Source organism: Marinilactibacillus kalidii, from assembly GCF_017599325.1.
GTDB lineage: Bacteria > Bacillota > Bacilli > Lactobacillales > Carnobacteriaceae_A > Marinilactibacillus > Marinilactibacillus kalidii.
In genome coordinates this window covers 39,302-59,824 of the sequence record NZ_JAGFVM010000002.1, presented here as the reverse complement: position 1 = coordinate 59,824, position 20,523 = coordinate 39,302, and the positions used below count along the sequence as shown (strand labels likewise).

Annotated in this window: 21 protein-coding genes; 16 read left to right on the top strand and 5 right to left on the bottom strand. The window is 36.7% G+C overall.

The window, feature by feature from the left end; all coding sequences use genetic code 11:
- Positions 1-175: 175 nt before the first annotated feature.
- Together J5J05_RS00260 and trhO are read right to left on the bottom strand one after the other, a co-directional pair.
- Positions 176-2,980: a transglycosylase domain-containing protein gene (locus tag J5J05_RS00260; protein WP_208558651.1), complete on the bottom strand. Its 2,805-nt coding sequence runs from the start codon at positions 2,978-2,980 to the stop codon at positions 176-178.
- Positions 2,981-3,195: 215 nt separating this feature from the next.
- Entirely contained in the window at positions 3,196-4,161 is a 966-nt protein-coding gene (gene trhO / locus J5J05_RS00255; RefSeq protein WP_208558650.1) for an oxygen-dependent tRNA uridine(34) hydroxylase TrhO, read from the bottom strand.
- Positions 4,162-4,462: 301 nt separating this feature from the next.
- Between trhO and J5J05_RS12920 the strand changes: the two genes are divergently transcribed.
- Entirely contained in the window at positions 4,463-5,947 is a 1,485-nt protein-coding gene (locus J5J05_RS12920; RefSeq protein ID WP_208558649.1) for a C40 family peptidase, read from the top strand.
- Between the two features lie 55 nt (positions 5,948-6,002).
- On the opposite strand, the gene J5J05_RS00245 is transcribed toward J5J05_RS12920, so the two are convergent.
- Positions 6,003-7,811 (bottom strand): M3 family oligoendopeptidase, encoded by a 1,809-nt coding sequence (locus J5J05_RS00245; protein WP_208558648.1) that lies wholly within the window; start codon positions 7,809-7,811, stop codon positions 6,003-6,005.
- Between the two features lie 21 nt (positions 7,812-7,832).
- Positions 7,833-9,641: a M3 family oligoendopeptidase gene (locus J5J05_RS00240; protein ID WP_208558647.1), complete on the bottom strand. Its 1,809-nt coding sequence runs from the start codon at positions 9,639-9,641 to the stop codon at positions 7,833-7,835.
- Between the two features lie 117 nt (positions 9,642-9,758).
- Here J5J05_RS00240 and J5J05_RS00235 point away from each other — a divergent pair, with 117 nt between their 5' ends.
- From J5J05_RS00235 to comGG, 9 genes are all read left to right on the top strand, one after another.
- Positions 9,759-10,289 carry a VanZ family protein gene (locus J5J05_RS00235; protein WP_208558646.1) on the top strand — a complete coding sequence of 177 codons (531 nt, stop codon included), beginning with the start codon at positions 9,759-9,761 and terminating at the stop codon, positions 10,287-10,289.
- Between the two features lie 117 nt (positions 10,290-10,406).
- Complete coding sequence (locus J5J05_RS00230) at positions 10,407-11,132, top strand: YebC/PmpR family DNA-binding transcriptional regulator (protein WP_208558645.1); 726 nt, start codon at positions 10,407-10,409, stop codon at positions 11,130-11,132.
- A 134-nt stretch (positions 11,133-11,266) separates the two neighbouring features.
- Entirely contained in the window at positions 11,267-12,337 is a 1,071-nt protein-coding gene (gene comGA, locus J5J05_RS00225) for a competence type IV pilus ATPase ComGA (RefSeq protein ID WP_208558644.1), read from the top strand.
- On the top strand, positions 12,291-13,358 hold the full coding sequence (gene comGB / locus J5J05_RS00220) for a competence type IV pilus assembly protein ComGB (RefSeq protein WP_208558643.1): 1,068 nt from the start codon (positions 12,291-12,293) through the stop codon (positions 13,356-13,358). Before comGA ends, comGB begins: the two co-directional genes overlap by 47 nt.
- A 4-nt stretch (positions 13,359-13,362) precedes the next feature.
- Positions 13,363-13,704 (top strand): competence type IV pilus major pilin ComGC, encoded by a 342-nt coding sequence (gene comGC, locus J5J05_RS00215; protein ID WP_208558642.1) that lies wholly within the window; start codon positions 13,363-13,365, stop codon positions 13,702-13,704.
- 8 nt (positions 13,705-13,712) lie between these two features.
- Positions 13,713-14,159 (top strand): competence type IV pilus minor pilin ComGD, encoded by a 447-nt coding sequence (gene comGD / locus J5J05_RS00210; protein WP_208558641.1) that lies wholly within the window; start codon positions 13,713-13,715, stop codon positions 14,157-14,159.
- On the top strand, positions 14,146-14,487 hold the full coding sequence (locus J5J05_RS00205) for a hypothetical protein (RefSeq protein WP_208558640.1): 342 nt from the start codon (positions 14,146-14,148) through the stop codon (positions 14,485-14,487). The genes comGD and J5J05_RS00205 overlap by 14 nt, the downstream gene beginning before the upstream one ends.
- Positions 14,429-14,950: a competence type IV pilus minor pilin ComGF gene (gene comGF, locus J5J05_RS00195; protein ID WP_341868485.1), complete on the top strand. Its 522-nt coding sequence runs from the start codon at positions 14,429-14,431 to the stop codon at positions 14,948-14,950. The genes J5J05_RS00205 and comGF overlap by 59 nt, the downstream gene beginning before the upstream one ends.
- Positions 14,940-15,287, top strand: a complete 348-nt coding sequence (gene comGG, locus J5J05_RS00190; protein WP_208558639.1) for a competence type IV pilus minor pilin ComGG — start codon at positions 14,940-14,942, stop codon at positions 15,285-15,287. Before comGF ends, comGG begins: the two co-directional genes overlap by 11 nt.
- 162 nt (positions 15,288-15,449) lie before the next feature.
- On the opposite strand, the gene J5J05_RS12990 is transcribed toward comGG, so the two are convergent.
- A complete protein-coding gene (locus J5J05_RS12990; RefSeq protein ID WP_208558638.1) occupies positions 15,450-15,668 on the bottom strand; it encodes an IS3 family transposase in 219 nt (72 codons plus the stop codon).
- A gap of 328 nt (positions 15,669-15,996) precedes the next feature.
- On the opposite strand from J5J05_RS12990, the gene J5J05_RS00180 reads away from it, so the two are divergent.
- The 6 genes from J5J05_RS00180 to J5J05_RS00155 all read left to right on the top strand — a co-directional run bounded on the left by J5J05_RS00180 (position 15,997) and on the right by J5J05_RS00155 (position 20,517).
- A complete protein-coding gene (locus tag J5J05_RS00180; RefSeq protein ID WP_279633257.1) occupies positions 15,997-17,070 on the top strand; it encodes a M24 family metallopeptidase in 1,074 nt (357 codons plus the stop codon).
- A 155-nt stretch (positions 17,071-17,225) separates the two neighbouring features.
- Positions 17,226-17,783 carry an elongation factor P gene (gene efp / locus J5J05_RS00175; RefSeq protein WP_208558636.1) on the top strand — a complete coding sequence of 186 codons (558 nt, stop codon included), beginning with the start codon at positions 17,226-17,228 and terminating at the stop codon, positions 17,781-17,783.
- 39 nt (positions 17,784-17,822) lie between these two features.
- Complete coding sequence (locus J5J05_RS00170) at positions 17,823-18,245, top strand: Asp23/Gls24 family envelope stress response protein (RefSeq protein ID WP_208558635.1); 423 nt, start codon at positions 17,823-17,825, stop codon at positions 18,243-18,245.
- The gene (gene nusB / locus J5J05_RS00165; RefSeq protein WP_208558634.1) at positions 18,242-18,727 is read left to right on the top strand and encodes a transcription antitermination factor NusB; all 486 of its coding nucleotides are present in this window, start codon (positions 18,242-18,244) and stop codon (positions 18,725-18,727) included. Before J5J05_RS00170 ends, nusB begins: the two co-directional genes overlap by 4 nt.
- 180 nt (positions 18,728-18,907) lie before the next feature.
- Entirely contained in the window at positions 18,908-20,260 is a 1,353-nt protein-coding gene (xseA, locus tag J5J05_RS00160; RefSeq protein ID WP_208558633.1) for an exodeoxyribonuclease VII large subunit, read from the top strand.
- A 20-nt stretch (positions 20,261-20,280) separates the two neighbouring features.
- On the top strand, positions 20,281-20,517 hold the full coding sequence (locus tag J5J05_RS00155) for an exodeoxyribonuclease VII small subunit (RefSeq protein WP_208558632.1): 237 nt from the start codon (positions 20,281-20,283) through the stop codon (positions 20,515-20,517).
- The last annotated feature ends 6 nt before the right edge of the window (positions 20,518-20,523 follow it).

The window sequence follows — 20,523 nt, the reverse complement described above, 5'->3', positions numbered from 1 at the left end:
AATGAAACCTAAAAAAAGAAGACCTATCGAATGAAACCGATAGATCTTCTTAAGGGTAACTAATGTTACCAACACCAGTTGACACAGAGCCAAAATATCTTAAAAAGCCAATAATACTGGGAAGCTTTTCCCGGTATTATTGGCTTTTAAATGTTTCATTGTCATAAAAGAGAATTTATTCAGATTCGGATTGTTCCGGCTTTTTGGAGCGTTCACCGGAATCGCCTTCTTCAGAAGAAGGCTTTTTAGGTTCCTCGTCCTCACGCTCATCTGAATCATTGGGTGGAGGAGAACCACCATTATCATTATCGTTATTTTCAGGTTCTTCTTCCGGCTGATCAGGAACGGTTGTTTCTTCTTCAGGTTCATCCGAAGTGTCATCACCATTACCATTTTCTGGTTCCGTATTCTCCGGAGGTGTTGGCTCAGGCTCAGGATTTACTGGCTCCGCCGGTTCAGATTCGGTTTCTTCTTCAGGTTCATCTTCCGGCTCAGGGCTTGCTGCCGGTTCGTTAGTGTCGGTCGTGTTTGGAACTGGGGAAGGATCCTCGTCTTCATCAGTATTCGTTGCATCTGAATCGTTAGTATTGGATTCTGTTGAGCCAGCTCTGTTCCAAAATTGACTTAATTCGGCATCAGTAGCGCCGATAGCAAAATCATAAGTTGTTGTCTGTGGTAAATACGCAGTGTTGAAATATTCATTAAATGTTTCCCCAGAGATTGATCGTTTACCGCCATTAGAAAGTGTTACAGTACCAGGTAGCATACCGGTTTGCTTAAGAACGGATTTTTGAACGATATTATCTGGTTGTGTATATTGTTCACCGGCTCCTAGGAGTTCTGGTTTTGTTTCGTATACGCGGTTAACAACTTTAGCCCAAAAATTTCTATTTCTTAGACTAGCAGACTGACCAAACTCGTCAATTAAACCAACGACTTTATCGTCATAACCAATCCAAGTACCAAAGGTAATTCTAGGAGTACTACCGATGTACCAAATATCATCGACTTTATCGGATGTTCCGGAAGTACCAGTTTTAGAAATCCAATCAGAATTAAAATTAAGTTGGCTGATTGTACCTTTAGCTGTACCATCAGTGTGAACATCTCTTAAAATATCAAGTAAAAGATAATTTGTTTGAGGGCTCCAAACTTGCGTTTCTTTTAATTCATGTTGGTAAATAGCTTCACCAGCACTATTCTCGATTTTTTCAATAACATAAGGATCAACATGTGCACCATTATTCGCAATACTTGAGAATGCACTGATTAAGTCTACTGGTGTTGGCCCACCACTTACGCCCCCAATAGCAGTAGATAGGTTCTGACTGTAATCATCAGCAGGGATCTCATCAATCCCCATTTTGTTCATATACTCAACTGGATTAATACGCTGGATCAATTCATTGTAGATTTTAAGTGTTGGTATATTTTGTGAAATCGTCAAAGCTTCTCTGGATGTCATCCAACGATTAGTTATTGAACCAGCATTGGTAGGTTCATAATCCTCTCCTGGCAGTGGAAATACAACTGGTGTATCAGGAATAATGGTTGCAGGTGTTATTAAACCAATGTCCAAAGCCGGACCAAAGGTTGCTAGAGGTTTAATAATTGAACCTGGACTTCGATTTGCTTCGAATGCTCGATTATATACTGATGAATCATAATCTCGACCACCTATAAAGGAGAGCACTTTTCCAGTAGCATTATCGATCAATGAGCCACTGACTTGAATCGGGATAGTTGAAGTTTGAGTAGCACCGTCAGCATCTACATAAGTATAAGTTCTTTCTGAACCTAATGTACTGACTTGTTCTTCAACAACTTTTTCAACTGCTTGATGAACATCTCGGTCAATGGTCGTATAAACTTTGTAACCACCATTTCTCAATGCAGCTTCTGCTCGTTCAGCATACTCATTTTTTAAATTCTCATCTTCAGCGAGTGCATCAGCAGAAATTTCATCTTGTTTAAGGAAGTAGGATTTCAAGATTTTAGTAGACTCTTTTAGTGCTAAATCATAAACATAAGAAACATCATCATTATCACCAGTTTCTCTTTGGATAAAGTCTTCCGTCACATCGTAAGCAGAAGCCTCATTATACTCATCTTGATTAATGTATCCTTCACGATACATTCGAAATAGTACTTCTTTCAATCTTCCTAAGCCGGCTGATTGGTCTTCTTTTATTTCTCCAGTCTGAGAGTAGGGGCTATAGGTTATCGGGCTTTGCGGTAACCCAGCAATGAATGCTGCTTGAGGAAGTGTTAATTCAGAAGCTGGCACACCAAAAATACCACGAGCAGCTTCTTGTACACCCGCAATATTTTGGCCTTTATTATTTCTACCAAAAGGGGAGATGTTTAAGTAAGCTTGTAAGATATCATCTTTGGATAGCGCATTTTCCAATCGCATAGCAAGTAAAATCTCGTTTGCTTTTCTTGAATGTGACACTTCACTACCAACTAATTGCTGTTTGATCAGTTGTTGGGTAAGCGTAGAGCCACCTGAACTAGAAGCGCTATTTGTAAGATCCTGCACTAATGCTCTAGCCACAGCCTTAGGGACGATCCCATTGTGCTCATAAAAATACTCATCTTCAGTAGCGATAATCGCATTTTTAACATATGGCGACATTTGATCAAGTTGGACACTTGTACGAATCAAATCGCTCCTGACGTCGCTAATGATCTCTCCACCGGCATAGTACATGGTAGATTTTAAGGAAAAATCGTCAATTTGAGATTCCATATCTTCATATTCTGGAATTTCACTATCATCTACTAATGATGCAAAATATCCAAGAGCAGTACCTGCTCCAAGAGAACCACCTATTAATAGAAAAACAAATAATATAATGATAAGCGTTTTGATTACTCGATAAGAGATATCAAAATAATAAAAAAAGCTTTGTTTCGAAGAAGTCTCCGATGTTTCCACTGTTTCTTCTTCATTGTTCTTTCGATCAGATCGATTCATTTTAGACTCCTTTATTGATAGTTATATATACAATGTATGGCTTGCTACATTATAGCAAATAGGTAACAAAAGTAAAACTAGTACGATAGAATATAAGGATCAATCTAAAGTATAACATAATGAAAAGGGAATTTACGTTCGTGATTATTTAATAAAAAACTTTATCAATGAAGCAGTCAATCAATCGACAAGCTTATTGATAAAGTTTTAAATGGTTAAACGGTTTCTGGTAATTTTTCACTAATAGCTGCAAGTCTTTCAGCTACTTCTTCTCTACTTAAGTGATGTTCTTTAACATAACGGTTCTCAGGGGAGACACGACATTCGTGTGTGCAGCCTCTTAAATACTTATGTTCATTTTCTTCAGAAGTAATGATTTGACGGTTACAAAATGGATTGCCACAATTAACATAACGTTCGCAAGGGGTATTGTCGAACCAATCTCTAGCGATGACAGTTTTCTCTTTACGATTGATGTCAACGCTGATTCTTTCATCAAATACATACATTTTCCCATCCCATAGATCACCTTGAGTATTGGGGTTCGTACCGTAATTATGAATACCACCATGGAGTTGTGCGACGTCTTCAAAACCTTCTTTAAGTAACCATCCGCTGAATTTCTCACAACGAACGCCACCTGTACAGTAGGTAACAACTTTCTTATCCATGAATTTTTCTTTGTTTTCTTTAATCCAATCAGGCAGTTCACGGAAACTTTTGATGTCAGGACGAATGGCGCCTCTAAAGTGACCTAAATCAAATTCGTAATCATTTCGAGCATCTAATACAATCGTGTTCTCATCTTCCAAAGCTGCACGAAAGTCTTCTGGTTCCAAATAAGTACCCGTTAATTCATTTGGATTAAGATCATCTTCTCCCAAGTCAAGTGAGACAATCTCTGGGCGGTAGCGCACATGCATTTTTTTAAATGTATGCGCATCAGCTTCATCAATCTTGAACATCGTATCTGAAAAGCGCTCATCAGTACGCATTGCTTCCATATAACGCTCAGTATCTTCAACAGTTCCAGAAAGAGTGCCGTTGATGCCTTCTTCGGAAACAAGAATACGGCCCTTGAGATTTAATTGATTGCACAGTGTGTGGTGTTCGTCTCTAAATTGCTCAGGATTTTCTATATTTACATATTTATAATAAAGTAATACACGATAATCACTCATTGTCGTTCCTCCTTGTTAAATGGTTCTACGTTTCAATAACGATTTCGTAAACATTAGAATTATACAAGATTAGTAAGTAGATTGCAAGATATTATAAAAATGAAAGAACCATAGGATAGTCAAAAAGAAATTTAGTTGTAATATTACTGAAATCTTTTCATCAAAAAAGAATGCTATACTCTGTGTAGTCCTAAAGAGGACGAGAACAATTAGCATCTTTTAATAAGATGGAACGATAAATAACTTATAAATTAAACATTAGACAAAATCGAATCAGTCATTTCTCTGGAGGGAAGCAATAGTGAAAAGTAAAGTCGTATTATTTTCAGCAACAACAACATTGTTATTAAGTTCATTAATTTCAGCTCCAATCGTATCAGCAAGTGAATTCGATGGTCAAATTGATGAAGCACAAACAGAAGTAGAGAAAAATGGACAGCAAGTTGATTCTCTAAATCAAACAATTGATTCACTAAAAGAGCAATCAGACAAAACGGCTGCTGAACTTTCTAAAATCAATAATGATATTTCTAAAAATCAAACTTTTATCAAGGATGCAGTTTCTCGTCTTGAACAAGCACAAGTAGAATATGATACATTGCAAGAAGAAATCGCAAAACTTGAGACATTGATTGAAAAAAGAAATGGTCAATTAGAAGAACAAGCGCGTAAAATTCAAGTAGACGGTCAAACAGCAAATTACATAGAGTTTATTTTAGACTCTGAATCAATCTCTGACGTTATTGGTAGAGTAGACGTAGTCTCTAACCTTGTTAAATCAAACAAACGTTTAGTGGAAGCACAATTAAACGATAAAGAAGCGGTTGTTACTAAACAAAATCAAGTAGAGCAAACAATCGTTCAACAAAATGCTTTAGCTGAAGAATTAGAACAAGTTTCAGCAGATTTAGAACAACAACAATTAGAGCAAGAAGTATTGGTAGCTCAATTGGCTTCTGAAAAAGCAACAGCTGAATCTGATCGTGAATCTTTCTTAGCTCAAAAAGAGGCTGCTGAAAAACAAGTTGATCAACTTGTAGCATCTAGAGACGAAGCTGCAAAAGCAGCGCAAGAGGCTCAAGAACAACGTCAGCGCGAAGAAGAAGAAGCTGCTCTAGCAGCTGCAGATGCAGAGGCTGCTGCAGCTGAAGAAGTACAAGAAGAAAGTGTTGAAGAAGTTGTCACAACTTCTTCAAGCTCAAGCCAAGCAACTGAGTCAACTCAAAACAATGAGTCTTCTGAGAATGCTTCATCTACGACACAAGCGAGCGCTCCTGCTCAAAGTTCAACTGCTAGTGCACCTTCAGCACCAGCTTCAAACAACAACAGCAGTAACAATACAGCTGCACCAGCTCAAACTGAACAAGTAGCAGCACCTAAGAAAAAGGAAACACCTAAGAAAGTTGAAGCACCAGCACCTAAACCAAGCGGAACTTCTTGGAGTTCAATTCAAGCTATTGCAAACAGCAAATTAGGTTCTAAATATGTATGGGGTTCTAAAGGACCAAATACCTTTGATTGTTCTGGCTTTACTAGCTGGGTATTCCGTCAAGCTGGAAAAAGTATTCCTGGTGATTCTAGATCTCAATATGCTGGAGCTACTAAAGTATCTAACCCTCAACCAGGTGATTTAGTATTCTTTGGTACTAACGGTAGTGTTTCACATGTAGGAATCTATGCAGGTGGTGGACAGTTCGTTGGTGCACAAACAAGTACTGGCGTTGCTTACACGAGTGTAAACTCAAGTTACTGGGGACCAAGACTGATTGGTTACGGTAGATACTAAAATAAATATTAAAAAGCAGTGATCAGATTTCTGATCACTGCTTTTTTAGTTTGAACTATTTTAAATACTTTTCGGTTAATGTCATAAACGTTTCAATATCTTTTTTAAGAATGTTTATACCGTTGATCCAAAATGACGTATTTGTAAGATCCACATTCAAATGTTTTTGAGCAAGATTTTCTGTACTCATAGAACCGGTATCACGTAAAAGAGCGATATACTGGTCTTCAAAATCTGAACCAGATTCTAAAGCTCTAGCGTATATCCCCAAACTGAACAAGTAACCAAATGTATATGGGAAGTTATAAAAAGAAAGATCACTCATATAGAAGTGGAGTTTACTTGCCCAAAAACTAGGATGATATTCAGATAAACTGTTATCGTAGGCTTCTTTTTGAGCATTTTCCATCAATTCATTCAATCGTTCAGCAGATACTAGACCATTTTGACGCTCTTCATAGAAGGCCGTTTCAAAAAGAAAGCGTGCATGAATATTTAAAAACATTGCCAGAGCATTTTGAATTTTATTGTCTAACAAGGCAATTTTGATTTCATCACGTTCAGCAGATTTTACAGTTGCGTCTGAAACAATCAGTTCCGCGAAAGTAGAAGCAGTTTCAGCAACATTCATAGCATATGTTTGTTTCATGTACGGAAGGTCATACATAACATGGCTATGGAAGGCGTGACCAAGTTCGTGTGCCAAAGTTGCAACTTCTCCAGGTGAATCAGAATAGGTCATAAAGATGCGCGATTCTTTTGATACAGGTAAGTTGGCGCAATAGCCTCCTGGAGATTTACCAGGACGATCTTCTGCTTCGATCCAACGATTTTCAAAGGCATGTTCAGAAAAATCAGCCATTTTATTACTGAATTTTCTGAAGTTTTCTACGATGAATTTTGCACCTTCATCGAACGAGTAACTTAGTGGTTCGCTATCCCCAACAGTAACAGGTGCTTCAACATCTACCCAACTAAGGGTATCTTTACCAAGTAGGGCTGCTTTTCTAGAAAGATATTGAGTGAATGGCTTTTTGTTTTCAGCAATCGCTTGCCACATTGCATCTAATGTCTCTTGTTTCATTCGACTAGTTGCTAAAGGCGTTTCTAGGAAATCAGTAATGCCATGAACCTTATAATCCGTTAATCTAAATCCAGCGATATGATTCAAAGTGTCAGCAAATAATTCTGACTGTTCACTCCAAGCCTTTTCCCACTTTTTGAATAAATCAGCTCTGACAGTAGGGTCGGGATCGTTGTACATCCGATTTTCAGCTTGACCAGCTGAGAGATAGTTTGTTTCACCTTTGTCATCTGTTACAGGAATCTGTATTTGAGAAACAAGACTATCATAATGTTGGTCCCAGCCTTCTATACCATCAACAGACAGCTTTGAAAGCAAGCTTTCTTCTTCTTCACTCAATAATTTTTCAGCTTTTTCACGTATCTCGTTTAAATTGAATGTAAAAGGAGAAAAAGCCTCTAATGAAAGAAGAGAATCCCAGTCAGTAGCATTAATAAGCGTAAATTTTTTGAAAAATGGAACGGTGATTGTTTTATACTCACTGAACAGTACGGATAGTAGACCCATATAAGTTTTAGCCTTAGCATTTTTAACATCTGCTGATAATATTCCTTCAATAAATGTCCCAGCTTCAATGATTTTGGGTTCTAATTCATTTAATTCGTTTAATATATGTTTCATTTTCTCGTAATTAGGTTTATCCGTTTCAGGATCCCATTCTTTGATTTCCGTACTCAGTTCGTAGATTTTTTGAGTCCATTTCTTAAAGTCTTGTCCTAATGTTTTAGAATCGATACTTGAATAGACAGATTCCAAATCCCATTTCATACTATAATGCATGCTCCTCATTCCTTTCAGTTTTTAAACATATTTTTTTGTGATTTCTAAATATTCATCGATATCTGTATGCACCATATCGATTGCAGATTGCCAAAATGCCGGTTTTGTTAAATCTACATTAAGATGTTTTTGAGCAAGCTCTTCAGTAGTCATACTGGCCGTGTCTCTGAGTAAAGCAATATATTGATCTTCAAAATCAGCACCTTCGTCTAGTGAGCGAGCGTATACGCCAAGACTAAATAAGAATCCAAAAGTGTAAGGGAAGTTATAGAAAGGCACACCCGTGTTGTAGAAATGTAACTTACTTGCCCAGAAAGTTGGATGATAAGTTGATAAAGAATCTTGGAATGCTTCTTTTTGTGCACTAACCATTATTTCTGATAAGCGGTCGTCTGTTACGATACCTTGTTTGCGTTCTTCATAGAAGGCATTTTCAAATAAATAACGTGAATGAATGTTCATAAACATTGTAGCAGCACGTGCATTTTTGCTATCTAACAAATTGATTTTTTCTTCTTCAGACTTCGCTTCTCGAACAGTTGCATCAGAAATGACTAGCTCTGCGAATGTAGAAGCTGTCTCAGCAACATTCATGGCATAACGACGGTTTAAAGCAGGTAAGTCGTGCATAACGTAACTATGAAAAGCGTGTCCTAGCTCATGTGCTAAAGTAGAGACATTTCCTGCAGAACCAGAGAAAGTCATAAATATACGAGATTCCTCAGATTCAGGAAGATTAGCACAATATCCACCAGGTCTTTTAGCATCTCTATCTTCAGCTTCTATCCATTCATTTTCAAAGGCTATTTTTGTTAAATCTTTCATTTTCCCACTAAATGAAGCAAAATTATCCATGATAAATTCAGCTGCTTCGTCATAAGAATACTCACGAGGTTCGAAATCACCCACTGAAATCGAAGCTGTAACATCTGCCCAAGATAATTTTTCTACGTTCATCAATTGAGCTTTTCGTTCTAAGTATTGAACGATTTTAGGTTTGTTTTTTGTGATGGTATCCCACATAGTATCCAAAGTTTCTTTTTTCAAACGATTGTATTCAAGCGGTCGATCCATGAAATCTTCTTTACCATGTAACTTATAATTTTCTAGACGAAAGCCAGCTAAATGATTTAATGTATCTGCGAAAAGTGATGATTTTTCACTCCATGCTTTTTCCCATTCACCTAGCATTTTTAGACGTGTTTCAGGATTTTTGGCTGATCCCATAATATTAGCAGCTTGACCAGCTGAATAATGTTTTGTGGTTCCTTCTTCATCTTCGAATGCTACCTGGACACTTGCTACGAGTGAATTATAAAGATCTCCCCAACCTTTGAATCCATCATTTGAAAGTGCATTGATTGCGGTCTCTACCTCTTGTGATAGAAGAGACTTACCCTGTTCTCTTTGTTCATTCAAAGGAAAGGCACTAGCTTTAAATGGCTCTTTCTCTAAAAGAGCAGACCAGTCGGTATCACTCATATTAACAAATTTTTTCGTTAAGACAGTAGCACTATTGTTCATTTCACTAGAAAGCTTACTTAGTTCGGTCGTTAATTTTGCAGCGAGCTTGTCTTTAACATTTGCAGATAAAAGTCCTCTAGAAAATGTCATCGACTCAGAGAGACCATTGCTGATAGTTTCGCCCATTTTCAATAGCTTCGTCAATGATTCGTAGCTCGGTTTATCTTCCACAGCATGCCATTGATTGACTTTCTCAGCATATTCTTCGATTTCTTGTTGCAGAGTTGTTATTTTATCTCTTAATGCAGTAGATTCGCTTCCCCCCGCAAAAATCGATTCCATATCCCAGTTTATTGAATAACTCATAAAATATAACGCCCTCTCATATAAATTGTATACTCTTTTATTCTACAAGTTTTCGCTTTCCATATCCATATACATAAGCTAGAATATGTATATTCGAAGGAAAGCAGGGTAGTATGGATGAAAAAAAATCATGATACTAAAGGCACTATATTCATTGTTTTAGCTTTTTTGATTATGGGGATTCTTTTTTATAGTTCGAGTATGACGTATCAAGAACAGAACGTTCAGCCATTCCTTTACAAGTTTTTAGAGGGAGAACCACTTGTAGGAATATTTGAAAAGGTTCGGTTTTCATATGCAGGAAGTGAGGTGAGTGTAGCGGCCTCTGGTTATTTAGGCTTCATCGAATTTTTCCTTAGAAAAGGTGCACATTTCAGTATTTTTCTTTTATTAGGAGTGAGTTGGTTTATGGGGTTGAGAAATAAGACAACTAGTTATTTTCTCACCGCGATGCTTGCCCTATTATTAGCAGCAGGGTATGCAAGTTTTGATGAATTAAGACAGTCATTTAATCCTGAAAGAACGGCTTTGTTGGAGGACGTTTTTATAGATTCAATGGGTGCCTTGACTGGTATTCTTATCACGTGGCTTCTGACTGCTAGGTGGAAGGGAAGTCGTTTCAAATATAAAAAATTAAAATTCAAGTAAAATAATCGCTTTACTTGGAAGCGTTCAATATGAATTTGAACAATAGCAAAATTTTGCTATAATAAGAAAGGTTCTAACTTTGATTGATAAAGCAGATTAAGAAAGTAGGAATAGATAATGGCAGGACATTCTAAGTGGAAAAATATTCAACACCGTAAAGGTGCTCAGGATGCCAAACGTGGTAAAATTTTCCAGAAACTATCAAAAGAAATTTATAAGGCAGCAAAAGATGGCGGATCGGATCCTGAAATCAATGCAGCATTAAGACTTGCTGTAGATAAAGCGAAAGCCAATAACATGCCGAATGACAATGTAGATCGTGCAATCAAACGTGCAACAGATGCAGGTCAAGGAGCAAACTATGATGAGGTAGTTTATGAAGGATACGGACCTAACGGAATTGCCGTATTAGTTAGTGGACTGACCGATAACTTAAACCGTACAAGTACAAATGTGCGTGTGGCTTTTAATAAAAATGGCGGATCACTTGGAGAAAAAGGTTCAGTCAGTTATATGTTTGATCGCAAAGGATATATAGCTATTGCTCGTGAAGGCTTAGATGTTGATGAAGATACAATGTTGATGAGTGTGCTTGAAGCAGGTGGAGAAGAATTAGAAACTTCTGATGATGTATTTGAAATCTATACTGAACCGCAAGATTTTCCAGAAGTTAGAGATGCACTTGAGGCAGCTGGCTATACATTAGATCAAGCTGAGATTACGATGGCTCCTCAGACAATGGTTCCAGTTCCTGAAGACAAATTAACGACATTCGAAAATATGATTGAGGCACTAGAAGACGATGACGATGTCAGTGAAGTCTACCACAATGCTGAAATCTAAAAATGAATAACTTACTAAGAGGATGACTAAACGTCATTCTCTTTTTTTTATAAAATAAGATTTTTACTTATTACATAGTATATATAAGTGTACACAAAATAACCGGTCTATTTGAGGCTGAGAAAGGACAAAATATGGAGATAGAATCTTTTGTACAACATATGCTCACCTTAGCTGATTCATTTGATACGAGCGATATCCATATACTTCCGGAGGAAAGTCATTATGCCGCTTATTATCGATTGCATGGACGGATGGACAGGCAATTCGTCTTAGATAGAGAAGAAGCAAACCGATTGATTGCTTACTTTAAATTTGTATCGAATATGGATGTGGGTGAACGCAGAAAACCACAAAGTGGGTCGCTTTCTTATCAATTAAAAGATCAAATCATCGATTTAAGATTTTCTACCATTTCAAATTATCATGCCCATGAGTCACTGGTTATTCGCTTGTTGAAGCAAAAAAATCAGAAGGATCTTACGATGAATGCTTTTTTTGATCATGAAGTAAAAGAATTGAATCGCTTAGTTTCTCATAAAAGTGGGCTGATTCTCTTTTCAGGGCCAGTGGATTCTGGAAAAACGACTACGATTTATCAGTTGATTAAAAAAAGACTGTCCGTAGAAAAACTGCAAGTCGTTACTGTAGAGGACCCAGTAGAAATACATGAGGAACAGTTTCTACAGACTGAAGTAAATGAGAAAGCAGGCATCACCTATGAACGATTGCTTAAATCTAGTTTGCGGCACCATCCAGACGTTTTGATCGTAGGAGAAATTAGAGATGAAGAGACCGCTAAGATGGTCATTAGAGGGGCATTGACCGGTCATTTAATGATCGCTTCTATTCATGCTAAAGATGCTAACGGCGTTATTCCAAGGATGATGGAGCTGGGTATTTCGCTTGAGTTATTAAAACAAACATTAATAGGAATAGTTTTTCAAAAATTATTACCTTTATATTGTCCACTTTGCATTGGGCACTGTCATACATTCTGTCATAACTATCGGCATAGTCAAAAAAGAGCAGTACTGTTTGAAATGATCATGAAAGAGAATCTCGAAGAGGTCTTTATACAGGACAAACCGTTTGTAGCAGAAAGTTCAGTATCAGTGAAAAGAAGATTTAATCATTTATTGAAGAAGGTGCAGTTATATGGATACATTTCTGAAAAAACCTACCAGCAATATCTTATTCCTTAAGAGTAAAGAAATAGAGATGCAAGGAAAATTCTTAAAAAGAATAGGTACATTGCTATGCGAAGGACTCTCTCTTAAAGAGACCATTGCTTTCTTGCAGAAAATTACAGATAAAAAGCAAAAGAACTGGTTAGATCAATTAGAAAAAGGCATCCGAAGTGGTCAGTTACTACATCTTGAATTGAAAAAAATTGGATTCAGCGAGCGAGTTTGCACACAAATATACTTATCGACTATCCATGGTGATTTCGCGAAAACGATCAAGCTTTCAGGTGAACAATTGATTGATATCGCTAGAAGAAAGAAAAAAATACAATCGATCTTGCAATATCCTTTGATGCTACTGCTGTTCATCACCGTCATGCTCTTTTCAATGCGTTATGTTTTAATGCCACATATTCAAAGAATCGCGACACCAGAAGAAGTTTCAGTTGGAATAGGAACACGTTTAATCATGATGATTGTATATACTGCTCCTTATTGGTTAATTGGTTCCGTCATATGCATATCAGGTTTTGTGCTAACGATTCAGTATAGAAATCAAAATAAAACAGCGGTTGAACAATTGAATCTTTACTGTAAGAATCGTCTTTTTAAAAAGTATATTCAATTATATTGGACACAGTTTTATGCTTTTGAGTGGAGTCAGCTGTTAAAAAGTAATAGTAGTATGAATAAAATAACCCAAATTTTAAAAGAGGATGAATCTGCTAAATTATCTAGAGAAGTCGGTTCATTAATTGAGAGCGAAATGTTGAAAGGCAACTCTTTTCAAGCGGCGCTACAATCCTTACATTTTTTCAAAAATGATTTAGGCGAAATCATTCAGCATGGTGAACAATCTGGAAAGCTAGACAGTGAATTGATGCTTTATGCATCTGAGTGCGAAGATGAATTAAATGATCGTATCGAACGTATGATGGGGAAAATTCAGCCAATAGTATTTGTATTCGTTGCGCTGATGATTATTGCAATCTATGCAGCTTTATTATTACCAACATTCTCAATTATGGAAGGACTGTAAATGAATGAACCGTTTGCGCTATCTTTTTAAAAATAAACTCGAACAAGAGAACGGTTTCACGTTGATCGAAATGTCTCTTGTACTTTTTATCATTTCAGTACTATTATTATTAATCATTCCAAACATAAATACACATCAAGGAACAGCAAAATCGAGCGGAGATTCAGCGCTTGAAAACGTAGTACAAACGCAAATAGATCTTTATGAAATGGAAAAGGGGTCAAAACCGACTAGCTTACAAGTTTTAAAAGAAGAAAAGTATTTAAATAATCAGCAATACGAGGAAGTACAAAAGCAATTTTCGCTTGATGCTAAAGGGAATTTAGTTAGAAAAAGCGGAGGCTAAGTGATTAAATGATGAATAATTTAAAAGATCAAGAGGGCTTTACATTGATCGAATCACTGATTGTATTAAGTGTTATTGCAATACTACTAACACTGCCTGTCATCCCCTTTAGAAAAGTCCAAAAAGAAATTGAAATGGCACTGTTCTTTGAAGAGTTGCAATCATCAATTACCTTGCTACAACACCATGCTATATTGGCGAGAGAATCAACAGTCGTCGAAACGCAACCTTCTGCTAGGAATATCACTTTCATAGTTGAAGGACGAAAGGATAGCAAACTCAACCGATCACTCTATTTGCCAGAACACATTGAATTGGTTGGGGGATCGAAAAGGTATCGGTTCAATTCTGCATCTGGTAATTTGGGAAACATATATCCTATCGTATTTAGAATTGATAACGAATTAGTAAATCTTAAATTTAGCATGGGGAGTGGACGATTTGAAATGGAATAAATGGTTAGGGTTGCTGAGTCAGCAAAAAGGCTATATATTACTTGAAAGTCTTATCTGTTTAAGTCTGGTTACTTACGTATTACTGGTTACGATGCCTGCTACTATTTCGTTGTTAGATAAGCATGAAAATCATAAGATAAAAACAGAAATCACCCGTGCGCTACTCGATCATGCTGAATCCTGGCAGCCGGATAGACCCTATAAAAAAACGGTAACCTCATACAATAAGTTGATTAACGTTAAGACTACGGAAAAGGGAATAGAGGTGGATAGCGATCGAAACCAAGAAACAAGGGTGGTTATTCAAGGCGTTAATTGGCTTCCGTGAAGATGGGTTTACCTTAATAGAAGTAATGGTTTCGGTTAGTGTGATCAGTATGTGCCTATTACTTGTCTCTTTTTTTGGTGGACAAATCATCCAAATACAAGACAGAGTGAAAATGGACCGGCAGATAGAATGGCATTTATTTCTCAATCAGTTAGAGTATGAGCTGACAGATAGCACGCTTGAAGGGCTATACGAGGATAGCCTTGTTGTAGAAAAAATGCAAAAGGATGGCAAAATTAAAAAAGTTTCTTATGAAAGATACCAATCATTAATTAGACGACGCGTAGGAGGCGAGGGGCACCAGCCCATGCTTACTAAAATAAGGCGTTTAGTTTTAAAACCCGATGGTCAACAAATTAGATTAGAAGCCACTTTTTTAAATAACGAAAGGTACGTTGCATTCTTAACTATGCCCAAAGAAAAGGTTTTAAGTGACCAGCAGGAGGCAATAAATGATAAGTAAAATTAATGGCAAAGATGAAGCCGGTAGTATACTCATTTCAGCATTGCTCTTTGTTGCAGTCTCGTCATTATTTCTGACAGGGCTTGCCTCAATCGTTCGAACACAAGCAGCCCAATTAACGCAAATTCAGCATACTTATGAGGCGAAAAGTATGATAAAACTAACGGAAAATCTGTTAGAAAATTCAAGTAAAGAGCGAGAGAAGTCTACAAAAGGAATCGTCTTTTTTGAAAATGGCCGAGCAGATTGGGAGAAGTTTTCCGAGAATCAGTATAATGTAAAAGCTATCCTAAATAACGACTATGTCATTTCAAGCCGGATCATACTTAACGACTAAAGAGCGTTGAAAGGACTTTTTCTGAAGGCAACTCAAAAGATAACAGTCAACACTTTATTATTCTGTAGGTATAAACGAAGCCATACAGAAATTCATATTAATCTAAACTGTTACGTATCGAATAGGCAGTATTAAAAATTGAAATACTTTTTAGACTTATGCCTAGCGCATAAGTCTTTTTTCTGTAAAAAATTTAATTGGCCATTTCATATTGATGCGAAACATCAGAGGTGTTAGACCATTAAATTTCAAAGTCATTCTTCGCTTATTGTAGTAATTGATAAAACGATTAAATCCTATTTCTAAATGAAAAGTTGTACTGAATTTTTTACGGTAATAAGATTCTGATTTAAGTAATCCAAAAAAAGCGTTCGATAACATGGTTATCTAAACAATAATCAGTTCAAGGCATACGCTGCTCCCTTTTACATAACTTAATACAGCTTCATGTCTTTCTTCAGCTGTCCATTTCTTATTTTTGTGCATATAAAACTCCTAACAAAGTAGTAGAATTTTTATTATTTCTACTGTCTACTTTATTAGGAATATATCAATCATCTGGTTACGTTTCTTTTTTTTTGTTCATTTGTTATACTTAAATGGATGAAATCATTCTTTTAGCTATACGATAAGCACACTATGCTTGAACAGATTATACTGTAAATAGTTTAACTAAAAGAAAATAAAATGATAATAGAGATAGGATGTTTTGATGTCAAGAATTGAAAATATTCAAAGCGAGTTAGTCGAAAATTCTTTAGACGCTATGTTGATTACGAGTCCCTACAACCTAAGATATGCTTCTGGGTTTACTGGTTCTACTGGTCTCAGTGTAATTACGAAAGACCATGCTTTCTTTGTAACGGATTTTAGATATACAGAGCAAGCAGCGGAGCAAGCGGTAGGATTTGAAGTTATCCAAAACAAAGGATCGATTTATGATGTAGTAACAGAAATCATAACAGAACAAAATATAACTAAAATAGGATTCGAAGAAAACCATGTTAGCTTTTCAACCTATGCGTCCATTAAAGAGAGCTTCGAATGCGAACTTGTACCTGTAAGTACACTTATAGAAGATATACGTGAAATTAAAGATGATGCAGAAGTTGACTTAATTCAAGAAGCCATTTCAATCACAGAAGCGGCATTCGAACATATTCTGACTTATATTAAGCCAGGTATGACTGAAATTAAAGTAGCTAATGAACTTGATTTCTTTATGCGTGAACGCGGAGCATCTGGCGTTTCTTTTGACACGATTGTTGCAAGTGGTGTTCGTTCAGCAATGCCTCACGGTGTGGCGAGCGATAAAGTCATTGAGATCGGTGATATGATCACAATAGATTTTGGCTGTTACTATAAAGGGTATGTGTCAGATATGACGCGTACATTTGCGTTAGGTGATCCAGGTGAGGAATTGAAAAAAATTCATCAAATCGTTCTTGATGCAAACCTTAAAGTTTCGGCAGCAGCCAAAGCTGGCGTAACAGGTGCAGAACTTGACAGTATTGCGAGAGACTACATCACCGAACAAGGTTATGGCGAGGCGTTTGGCCATTCAACTGGACATGGTATCGGATTAGAAGTGCATGAAGGACCAGGAATCAATTTTAAAAATGATCAGCCATTAGTTGTAGGTAACGTTATTACGAATGAACCGGGCATTTATATTCCAGGATTAGGTGGTGTCCGAATAGAAGATGATCTACTGATAACAAAAGACGGTAACCGAAATCTGATGCAATCAACGAAAGAACTAATCATTATCGATGAAAAATAAAGTTCACAGTAATAAATAACGCTTTCTTGTCCTTGGATAGTAAGACTTATGACTCAAATCGTGGTACAATAAGCATGTATATAACTATGAGATAGTGTAGAACGCTTTCAGTGAGTTTGACTGATTAGAAAACACTTCGGGAGGAAATAAATAGAATGATATCAACAAACGATTTTAAAACAGGCCAAACGATTCAACATGATGGGAATATCTGGAGAGTATTAGAATTCCAACATGTAAAACCAGGTAAAGGAGCAGCATTCGTACGCTCTAAACTAAAAAACTTACGTAGTGGTGCTGTTCAAGACAAAACATTCCGTGCTGGTGAAAAATTAGAAAGTGCACATATCGAAAACAAAACCATGCAATATCTATATGATAATGCTGGTACGCATGTATTTATGGACACTGAAACGTATGAACAACTTGAAATCCCAGAAGATCAAATTACAGCAGCGCTTAAATTTATGAAAGAAAATATGTTAGTTGAAATCATGATGTTTGGACACGAAGTATTAGGTGTTGAATTGCCAACTAAAGTAGAACTTAAAGTTGTTGAAACTGAACCAGGTATTCGTGGAGATACAACATCTGGAGGTTCAAAACCTGCTACACTTGAAACAGGTGCAGTAGTAACCGTGCCATTGTTTGTAAATAAAGATGACGTATTGATCGTCAACACATCAGAAGGCACTTATGTTTCACGTGCCTAGTAGGCTAAAATCTATAGATAAAATAAAGGAGGAATAATCGTGGCTGAAGAAACACACATTAATAAACCACACATCAATCCATTTGGTGAAATAGAAGTTGCACCTGAAGTCCTGGAAGTTATCTCCGGAATAGCTGCTAATGAAGTTGATGGCGTATACGCTATGCAAGGAAGATTTACGACTGAAGTGAAGTCGATGTTTGGTAGAACAAGCCATAATAAAGGCGTTCATTTAGTCTCAGACGAAGAAGGATTGAAGGTTGAAGTATATTGTTACTTTAAGTATGGCGTTAACGTGCCTAAAGTGGCAGTGGATATTCAACAACGAATTAGAGAACAAGTCTATCATATGACTGAGATTGAATTATCTGAGATTAATATTCATATCGTAGGCATCGTACCAGAAAAAACAAATATCCAAGATTTATTTAAATTGGAATCGGAAGAAGATGAGACAGAGTGAAAACTGTAAGGCGTGTGATTCGGGAAAAAGCCTTTCAGTCTCTTTTCCAGCTATCCACTGATATTGAATGTACCAATCAAGAAGTCATCCAATTTTCGCTTGAAAGTGAATTGGATATGAAACAAGTATTGACTCCAGAAGAAGCAATGAAAGCAGTCTTACCTGAAGATAAAAGTGGGAGTCAAATCGTACGCGATGCCTTGAATTACCTGACAGTCATTGTAGATGGCGTTAAGGAAAATGAACAAGCAATCGATGAGACGATTACAAAACACTTGAAGAAGTGGACATTGAACAGATTAGAAAGAACAAATCTTTTGATTTTGAGATTAGCGACGTATGAATTGCTTTTTCAAAAAGAAATTGACAAAAGTATTGTCATCAATGAAGCGATTGAATTAACAAAAGACTTTAATGATCAGAAAGCAAGTAAATTTGTTAACGGTGTATTGCAAAGTATTGTAGATACACAAGATGCTTAGGTTGACGGCAAAATAAAATAAAAAATGAACTTCTAAAATCAACGTTGAACTGTCAATAGGTCTTACTAAGTGAACAGGTTAGCGAATATGAAGAGGGAAGAAATAGGAGTGCAAGATAGACGAGCATTCCTATTTTTTCGCTCTCTTTATTTATTAAGTCACTTTTAAAGGAGGTCAACGATGGATGAGAAATATTTGACCGTCTCACAGATTACCAGATACGTGAAAAGAAAGTTCGATCACGATCCTTATTTGGAGCGTGTATTTTTAACAGGAGAGATTTCCAATTTTAATCGTAATCGTAAAAACGGTCACCAATATTTTAACCTTAAAGATGACCAAGCTAAATTATCGGTAGTGATGTTCTATGGAGATTTCAAAAAGTTGAAGTTTCAACCTGAAGAAGGCATGAGTGTCCTTGTAGTTGGACGAATATCTGTATATGAAAAAACGGGTTCCTATCAAATGTATATTGAACATATGGAGCCTGATGGAATAGGTGCTTTGTATCAAGCCTATGAAGAATCTAAAAAAAGATTAGCTGCAGAAGGACTTTTTGATCCGTCCATTAAAAAGGTATTACCTAAATTTCCTAAAAAAATTGGTGTCATCACTAGCCAAAGTGGTGCCGTTATTAGAGATATCATCACGACAGTGAAAAGGCGGTTTCCATCAGTAGAACTCTTTCTATTTCCTACGCTAGTTCAAGGAGATAAAGCAGCAAAATCCATTGCACGCAATATTCAAAGAGCTGAAGAGAGAAATGATTTAGATATATTGATCGTGGCAAGGGGGGGAGGATCCTTTGAAGACCTGTGGCCCTTTAACGAAGAAATCGTTGTAAGAGCAATTGCTCAAGCCAGTACCCCGGTGATTTCCTCAGTTGGTCATGAAACGGACACGACCCTGTCAGACTTGGTAGCTGATGTAAGGGCAGCAACACCAACTGCAGCAGCAGAACTTGCAGTTCCTGTTCTTTCAGAAGAGCTAATGAAGATTGAACAACAAGAACATCGTATATTGAGAGCCTATCAGAATCGTATTCAAAGCTTGAAAGACCGTTTAGCAAGAGTGGAAAGGTCTTATATCTTTAGACAGCCACAACGACTGTATGAGGGTTATAGTCAAAATTTGGATCAGTTACAACAACAGTTGATTCAAGTATTTAAAGATAAAGTCGCTAAGAGTGACCAGACACGATTATTACTAGATCAACGCCTTCGTGCACTCAGTCCGGCTAATTCAATTAAGCATTATGATAAAGAAGTGCAACAACTTGAGAAAAGTTTGATTAGAGCCCAACGTCAATTGTTAGAGCAGTCGGATAAACAGTTGAACTACTATATACAATCCTTAGAGCATCTATCGCCATTGAAAATTCTTGGCAGGGGATTTGCCTATGTTAGAAAAGAAGATGAAGTGATAAAATCAATAGAACAATTGAATGTTGAGGACCAGATTTCAGTACAATTATCTAAAGGATCATTTAAAGCAGAAATAAAAGAAGTCAATTATTCATCAGAAAGTGAGTAATTAGAAGAGGTGGGATCAATATGGCAGAAGAAATGAATTTTGATAACGCATTAAAAGAATTAGAAGAAATCGTTTCGAAATTAGAACAAGGTGATGTCCCGTTAGAAGAAGCATTAGACCAGTTTCAAGAAGGTATAAAATTAAGTAGATTATGTAAAAAGACACTCCAAGAAGCAGAAGAAACAATGACAAAAATCGTTGATGAAAATGGAAAAGAAGCTACATTTGAAAGTGATTTAAACCAACAAGAGAACTAGGAGTGG